We start from the raw sequence: 7033 nt of genomic DNA, 5'->3' as shown, positions 1-7033 counted from the left end.
CCTACGGCAACGACGATCCCCCCGTCATCCGCGTTGTGGCGGTGAAGAATTGAGGAGGCGGTTTTTATGACCTGTCCCGCGGATCTGCATACCCATACCACCGCGTCAGACGGGCAGTATACCCCGTCCCAACTGGCCGCCAAGGCCCTGGCGGCCGGAATCCAGATTCTGGCGGTCACCGATCACGACACCATGGACGGCGCGGAGGAGGCCGTCCGGGCGGGACAAGCCTGCGGATTGACGGTGCTCCGCGGGGTGGAGCTGGGGGCCCGGGAGGACCGTCACATGCACATACTCGGCCTCAATCTGGGCCCCGACTGTCCCGCCCTGGCGGAGCTCTGCCGCAGGCTCCGCGCCAGCCGGGAGGAGCGGAAATACCGCATCGCCGCGTTTCTCCGCGGGAAGGGGCTGGACGTGCCGCTGGAGGAGGTGGAGGCCCTCGCCGGCGGCGGAGTGGTCGCCCGCCCCCACTTCGCCCGGGTGATGCTCCGGCGCGGGTATGTCTCCTCCCTCCGGGAGGCCTTCGACCGCTATCTGGACACGGACGAATACCAGCGCATTGAGCGGTGGAAGGCCGGCGCCCCGGAATGCATCGCGGCCATCCATGACGCGGGCGGAAAGGCGGTTCTGGCCCATCCCTGCCAGCTCGGCTGCTCCCACGGGCGCCTGGAGGAAATCCTCCGTGCACTGAAGGACGCGGGGCTGGATGGGATTGAGTGCTTTTATCCCCGGCATTCCACAGAACAGACCGCCGCCTATCTGCGTCTTGCAGACAAATACGGCCTCCATATCACGGGGGGCAGCGATTTCCACGGGGAGGCCGTCCGACCAGATTCCTTCCTTACCCCCATTCCCCTCAACCTCAACTGGCTGGGAACCTTCCAAAATGCCCAGCCACATCGGAACAGGCTCTATCAAAGCCAAATTCCGCACTTCCCATAGGTTTTTGTCGTTTTTCCCCTTAATTTTTTGTTTATCCGTCCGATATAAACATCAGAAAACGATTACATACAATCGTTGACTGTGTGTTTGACAGAGAGGAACTTCCCGGCAAAGCGGCAGACGCTGCCGCCGGTTTGAGATAAACATACAAATACTTGGTATCACGCCCATAACGCGGCATTTTGCAATGATACCGAACGGGGGAATCGATGTTGTTTGGGAAACTGAAACTGACTTCTAAGCTGGCGGTCATCATCGGGGCCGTCCTGGCCGTCATCTTTGCACTTCTGATCGGAGTGACGATCTCCACTACCAGCACCAGCATACAGAAGGGCATTGCAGGCGAGCTGTCCGCCCTGGCGAGGACAACCGGCACAGAGATCCAGGACAGCTTTGGGGTTGTGGATGATACGGCCCGGGGTATCCAGGAATACATCGGCCGCATTTACGCCAAACCAAATGGCGCTCCCGGGGACGCCGCTGCCATGCAGCAGAGCACCCTTTATCCGGGCCTGTCTCTGACCTCCAACGCATACGATATGGAGCAGTTTATTGTGGAGACGGCCCGGAACGCGGTCAAAAACAACCCCGAGCTGGAGGGCATCGGCGTCATGTTTGAGCCCAATCAGTTCCAGAGCAACCTCCGGCACTATGGGTTTTATATCGACATGTCCTCGGCCGATGCCGAGGTTGATGCCTATGCCTCCTACGAGGAATATGCCAAAGAGGACTCCTACCGGGTCCCCGCCCAGGAAAACCGGATTTACATTTCCGCCCCCTATCGGGATGGAGATCTGCTGCTTATCGCCTACGGCACTCCAATTGTTTACAACGGTTCTGTGATTGGTGTGGTCATCTCCGTCATCGACCTCAGTTCCTTCTCTTCCCTCCAGATTTCCGACAACAATTACACCTCCATGTGGTCTACCCTTTACAGCGGTGATGGAACCATCATATGGGACAGCGAAACACTGGACGATGTGGGACACAACATGGTGGAGTTTACACCCCAGGCCGACGAGCTGGAGGCCATTCAGGCCGCCATGGCCCAGGGGGATGCGTTCAATATGCGCAAGACCCGCGAGGACGGCGACCAGGTCTCCTGCTTCTACAGCCCCTTGCAGGTGGGCGGTGAAACCTGGTGGTCCATGACCGGTGTGTATACCTCGGACGCCCTGTCCTCCGTCACCCGGACCACACGCCTGCTGCTTATTTTGTCGGTGGCATCGCTGCTGGTGCTTCTTCTGGTTGTGACCGCCGTCCTCCGGAAAATGCTGGTTCCTATCCGTGCTGTGGTGTCCGCTGCTGACGAGATCGCCTCCGGTAACCTGGACGTACACCTGGACATCCGCTCTCAGGATGAAATCGGGCAGCTCGCCCAGTCCTTCCAGGCTATGACGGAAAACCTGCGGGCGATCATTCAGGATATCAGTTATCTGCTGAATGAGATGAGTGACGGAAACTTCCGTATCCGCTCGAAGGATCGTGAGCGCTATATTGGGGACTACAACCAAATTCTGCTTTCCATTCGCCGCATCAACTATACCCTCAGCGACACCCTCAGCCAGATCAACAATGCGGCGGATCACGTCTCCTCCGGGTCGGAACAGGTTGCCAGCGGAGCACAGGCGCTTGCCCAGGGGGCCACTGAACAGGCCTCTGCGGTTGAGGAGCTGGCTGCCACTACCTCGGATATTCTGAACCATGTTCAAAAGAGCGCGGAGCACGCCCGTGATGCCAGTGATAAGGCCGCCATGGTCAGCCAGGAGATTGCAGAGAGCAATCAGAAAATGCAGGAAACGCTGTCCGCCATGCAGGACATTCAAAGCAGCTCCAACGAGATTGGAAAGATCATCAAGACCATTGAGGATATTGCGTTCCAGACGAATATTCTCGCATTGAACGCAGCAGTGGAGGCCGCGCGGGCCGGGGCCGCCGGGAAGGGATTTGCTGTTGTGGCTGAGGAGGTGCGCAGCCTTGCGCAGAAGTCCTCCGACGCCTCAAAGAATACCGCCGCCCTGATTCAGCGTTCCCTGTCCGCCATTCAGAGGGGTACCTCCAGTATGAATGAGACCGCCTCCTATCTGGAAAATGTGGTGGGCCGTGCCCAGGACATCACGGCTACGATCCACCAGATTTCTGACGCCTCTGAACAGCAGGCGGACGCCCTTGAGCAGATCAACGTGGGCGTGGAGCAAATCTCCAGCGTTGTGCAGACCAACTCCGCCTCTGCGGAAGAGAGCGCCGCTGCCAGTCAGGAGCTTTCCGACCAGTCTCAGATTCTTAAATCACTGACCTCCCATTTCCAGCTTCGAGATTCCTTGGAGACCGACTCTTCGCCAGCCCCAGAGTCAAAATAACGCCAGCCCCAAGGAGGGCGGGCCCAAATGGGCCCGTCCTCCTTATTACACCCATACCTGCAAACTGAGAAAAAGATTTCCTGTATTCCTCCAATTTGTTCTTATCTTTTTTTTATCTGTGACGATAGAACTAGTAGATTTTCCAGTCTTTGTTTCATTCGTTCCCGTTCAGCTATCTTGAGGAGGCCATCTCATGTTCTCTGAATATTCCATCCCCCGGGTATCTGTTCCAGGGGCAGGCCGTTCCCCCCAGGCCGGTGCAGCCCACAGCACCTCCCGCCCCCAAGCAGAGCGCCAGGTCTACGACCAGTTCCAGCTCAGTATACAGCCAAGCGGGGAGGAAACGCGCATGAAAGAGCTTGTCGGGCGTATTTCACAGGAAATCCGAATCCGGCCTACCTGCCGAGAAATTGAGTCCCTGCAAGCCCAAATCCGGGAGGGGCGTTACCAGCCCGACCCCCAGGAAATTGCAGCCCGCATGCTGCTCCAGAAGGAGGCGGACTGAGGTGGAATACAGCGATTACCTGGCGCTGCTTTCTGAGTTGTGTCAGCTCTTTGACCAGATCAGCCATGTGGAGCAGCAAAAGATTGACGCGGTGCAGGGGCACGCTCTGGACGAGTTGAACGAAGCCATGAAGCGGGAGCAGGCCCTCACGCTTGCCCTGCGGGGCTGCGAGCAGAAACGGGAGACCCTTTTGACCGGACTCGGCCTGACCGGCATTTCCCTGCGTGACATGCCCTCCCACTGCCCGCCGGAATACCGGGCGGAGACCAGCCGCATGGTGGAGCAGGTACTGAAGGGCTACGCCGTCCTTCAGGCCGCACAGGGCTCCGCCCGTACTTTGACCGAGCTGGAGCTCCGCCGGGTGGATGGAGAATTGGCCCGGCGGGGGGTGGAGCCGGATGCAGAATCTCACTACCAGGCATCCCCGGCCCGCCCCACCGGCATGAAAACGGACTTCAGAGCATAGGAGGTAACAGCATGAGCAGTACATTCGGCTCTCTTACTACAGTAAAGCTGGGTATCTACGCCGCCCAGAAGGGCTTGGACGTGACCGGCAACAACATCACCAACATCAATACCAACGGCTACACCCGCCAGCGCCTGGACCAGGTCAGTCTGATCTCCGGCGGTTCAGACCGCTACCACTCCCAGTACAACGTGCGGGTGGGGCAGGGCGTACTGGTAAACGGCGTCTCCCAGCTCCGGGACCCGGGACTGGACATCTCCTACCGGAAGTCCCAGGCCGATGTGGGCTCGGCGGATTCATGGCTCGCCGGCCTGGAGAAGCTGGCCGGAATCCTGGACGAGGTGGGCAAGGGCGACGGCGAGCAGGATGACGGCCTGATCCTCAACCAACTCAACGATCTGCGCGACCTGATCAACAAGGCCAACACCAACGGCATTGAGGGCTATGACTCTCTGATCCGCCAGTCCGCCGACACCCTGTGCGACCTGTTCAACAGCGCCGCCAAGGATCTGGCCGAGCTGAAAACCACCTTTGAGGGCTACCTCAAGCAGGATGTGGATGAGATCAACAGCATCCTCTCCCAGATTCAGGAGCTGAACGTGGCCATCCGCAATTCCGATATCCGTGGAGACGAGGGCCTGGAGCTGCGGGACCAGCGCAACCTGCTGCTGGATACCCTGAGTCAGCACATGAAAATTGACGTCACCTATTCCATGGAGGATGTGGGCGGCGGTCTCATGGTGGAGAAGCTCACTGTCAAGCTGGCCACCGGGGATAAGAACAAACTCATTGATGGAGAATTTGCCACCAAGGTTTCCACTGGGGACGAGCAGGACGGGTATACAGTTCGGCTGGACGCCTTGAAAGACATGGATGGCGTAAAACAAAACCCCAATGCCGGCGCTTTTGACACACTCAAGGATACCGACCTGTATGGTTCCCTCCAGTCCCTGCGGGAAATGCTGACAGAGAAGGGCGAATACTCCACCCAAGCCGAGATCAACAACGATAAGGACGCCACCGTTAAGCGGGGTATCCCCTACTACCAGATGGCTCTGGACAGCCTGGCAAATGAGTTTGCCGAGCAGATGAACGCGCTGAACCAGGCCCAGGGCGTCACTGGGGCCGGGGATCTCTTTATGAACCGGGATAATCCAGGTGATAAGATCACCGCCGGTAACATTGCCATCTCAAAGGACTGGGCGGAGGGCAAGGTGCACATGCTCTCCTCCACCGACCCCAACGCCCCCTCCGACGACCGCTCCAACCTGGCCAGATTCCTCGAGGTATTCTCCAAAGAGCACCGGATTGATCCGAGTGATATTCGCCAGGGTGCCGTGGGCTCCTCCGTTTCCATGTCGTTCGAGGATTGGCTGCTCCGCACCCAGTCCACCCTGGCAGAGGATCAGATGGGTACTACTGCCAAGCTGAACAACTATCTCACCGTAAATAACACCGTCTACACCGACCGGGACAGCGTATCCGGTGTGGATCTGAATGACGAGGCCACGAATCTGATGGTCTATCAGAAGGCGTATACCGCCGCCTGCCGGCTGATGACAGTATTGGAAGAGGCTCTGGATTCCCTGATCAACGGCATGGTTGTCTAAGGTCTGGAACGGGAACAATAAGAGGTATTGATTATGATTCGTATTACAACTAACAGCTCCCTGCGGATGTACCGCTCCAATCTCATGAAGTCCACCAACTCCCTGAACTCCGCCATGACCAAGCTGATGACCCAGCGGCAGTTCAGCTCCTATGCGTCGAATCCCGCCGCGGCCACCCGGGCCTTCAAAATTCACAGTTCCCTCAACGCCACCAATGCGCAGTATTCCAACAACGACACCGTCCTGCATAAGTACGAGACGGCGTGGAGCACTCTGGAGAGCGTGCTGGACGGTTATGACGGTCTGGTCCAGGACACCGGCCGCGTCCCCGCCCTCAGCGGCCTGAATGATACCAACCTCAGCACCCTGAATACACAGGGGCAGATCATACGAGAGGGCGCCGAGGCCATTATTCAGGCCATGAACGGCAAATACGGCAATAATTTTGTGTTCGCCGGGGCGGACTCCCTGAACGCCCCCTTTGCTATCAACGATAAGGGCTTTGTCACCTACCGCGGCGTCGAGATCGACAATCCGGATACCCTGGATGATATTTACTTGGACGATAAGGGACAGCCAATTAAGGACGCAAACGGTAAGGACATGACCAACAAAGAAGTCTTGGATATGTGGAATGAGGAACACCAGTACGTGGATATCGGACTGGGCTTCAAGCTGGACGGGAACGGCGAGGTGATCCCCTCCACAGCCTTTGACTCCGCCATCTCCGGTATCGGTATCATGGGCTACGGCGTGGACGCGGACGGCGATCCCAAGAACCTTGCCTCTATCATGCTCCGGCTGGCCGATATTTTTGAGGGCTATGACCATGAGACTCAGACATGGAATGTTGGAAGCCGCTCCGAAGCGGAGGAGTTGCTCAAGAAGCTGGATGCCTCCCGCGAAGCCATGGGGGAGAAGTGGACCACCCTGGATACTGAGGCCAATTTCCTGGACAAAAACGGAACCCAGTTGGAAAACACCTACGATGCCCTCAATGTGGAGCGCAGCAACCTGGAGGACATCGACCCGGCGGACGCCATTCTGGAGCTTGTATGGGCCCAAACCTGTTACAATGCCGCCCTTCAAGTGGGCACCAATGTGATTCCTCAGTCCCTGATGGACTATATGAAGTGATTTCTATCCTTTG

6 protein-coding genes are annotated in these 7033 nt (G+C 57.8%); all 6 read left to right on the top strand.

The genetic code is table 11. The annotated features are described in order from the left end of the window. Window positions 1-66: 66 nt before the first annotated feature. The 6 genes from ACESY8_RS16055 to ACESY8_RS16030 all read left to right on the top strand — a co-directional run bounded on the left by ACESY8_RS16055 (window position 67) and on the right by ACESY8_RS16030 (window position 7020). Window positions 67-942, top strand: a complete 876-nt coding sequence (locus tag ACESY8_RS16055; protein ID WP_434307782.1) for a PHP domain-containing protein — start codon at window positions 67-69, stop codon at window positions 940-942. 209 nt (window positions 943-1151) lie between these two features. Continuing rightward, the gene (locus ACESY8_RS16050) at window positions 1152-3302 is read left to right on the top strand and encodes a methyl-accepting chemotaxis protein (protein ID WP_347526141.1); all 2151 of its coding nucleotides are present in this window, start codon (window positions 1152-1154) and stop codon (window positions 3300-3302) included. Between the two features lie 193 nt (window positions 3303-3495). Continuing rightward, a complete protein-coding gene (locus ACESY8_RS16045; protein ID WP_054338670.1) occupies window positions 3496-3807 on the top strand; it encodes a flagellar biosynthesis anti-sigma factor FlgM in 312 nt (103 codons plus the stop codon). A 1-nt stretch (window position 3808) separates the two neighbouring features. Then, window positions 3809-4273, top strand: coding sequence for a flagellar export chaperone FlgN (locus ACESY8_RS16040; protein ID WP_007493128.1), 465 nt, complete (start codon window positions 3809-3811; stop codon window positions 4271-4273). Between the two features lie 11 nt (window positions 4274-4284). Beyond that, window positions 4285-5883: a flagellar hook-associated protein FlgK gene (gene flgK, locus ACESY8_RS16035; RefSeq protein ID WP_007493126.1), complete on the top strand. Its 1599-nt coding sequence runs from the start codon at window positions 4285-4287 to the stop codon at window positions 5881-5883. A gap of 33 nt (window positions 5884-5916) precedes the next feature. Beyond that, a complete protein-coding gene (locus ACESY8_RS16030; RefSeq protein ID WP_035300731.1) occupies window positions 5917-7020 on the top strand; it encodes a flagellin in 1104 nt (367 codons plus the stop codon). Window positions 7021-7033 lie beyond the last annotated feature (13 nt).

The sequence above is a fragment of the Clostridium sp. ATCC BAA-442 genome (genome assembly GCF_964239415.1).
In the GTDB taxonomy this organism is placed as follows: Bacteria; Bacillota; Clostridia; order Oscillospirales; family Oscillospiraceae; genus Flavonifractor; species Flavonifractor plautii.
Note: the sequence above shows the minus strand (reverse complement) of the source record. Positions and strands in the feature narration are given on the sequence as shown.

Excerpts from the sequence above, each read along its gene's own strand:
- ACESY8_RS16055 (WP_434307782.1), top strand. The coding sequence starts at position 67 with ATGACCTGTCCCGCGGATCTGCATACCCATACCACCGCGTCAGACGGG.
- ACESY8_RS16050 (WP_347526141.1), top strand. The coding sequence starts at position 1,152 with ATGTTGTTTGGGAAACTGAAACTGACTTCTAAGCTGGCGGTCATCATC.
- ACESY8_RS16045 (WP_054338670.1), top strand. The coding sequence starts at position 3,496 with ATGTTCTCTGAATATTCCATCCCCCGGGTATCTGTTCCAGGGGCAGGC.
- flgK (WP_007493126.1), top strand. The coding sequence starts at position 4,285 with ATGAGCAGTACATTCGGCTCTCTTACTACAGTAAAGCTGGGTATCTAC.
- ACESY8_RS16030 (WP_035300731.1), top strand. The coding sequence starts at position 5,917 with ATGATTCGTATTACAACTAACAGCTCCCTGCGGATGTACCGCTCCAAT.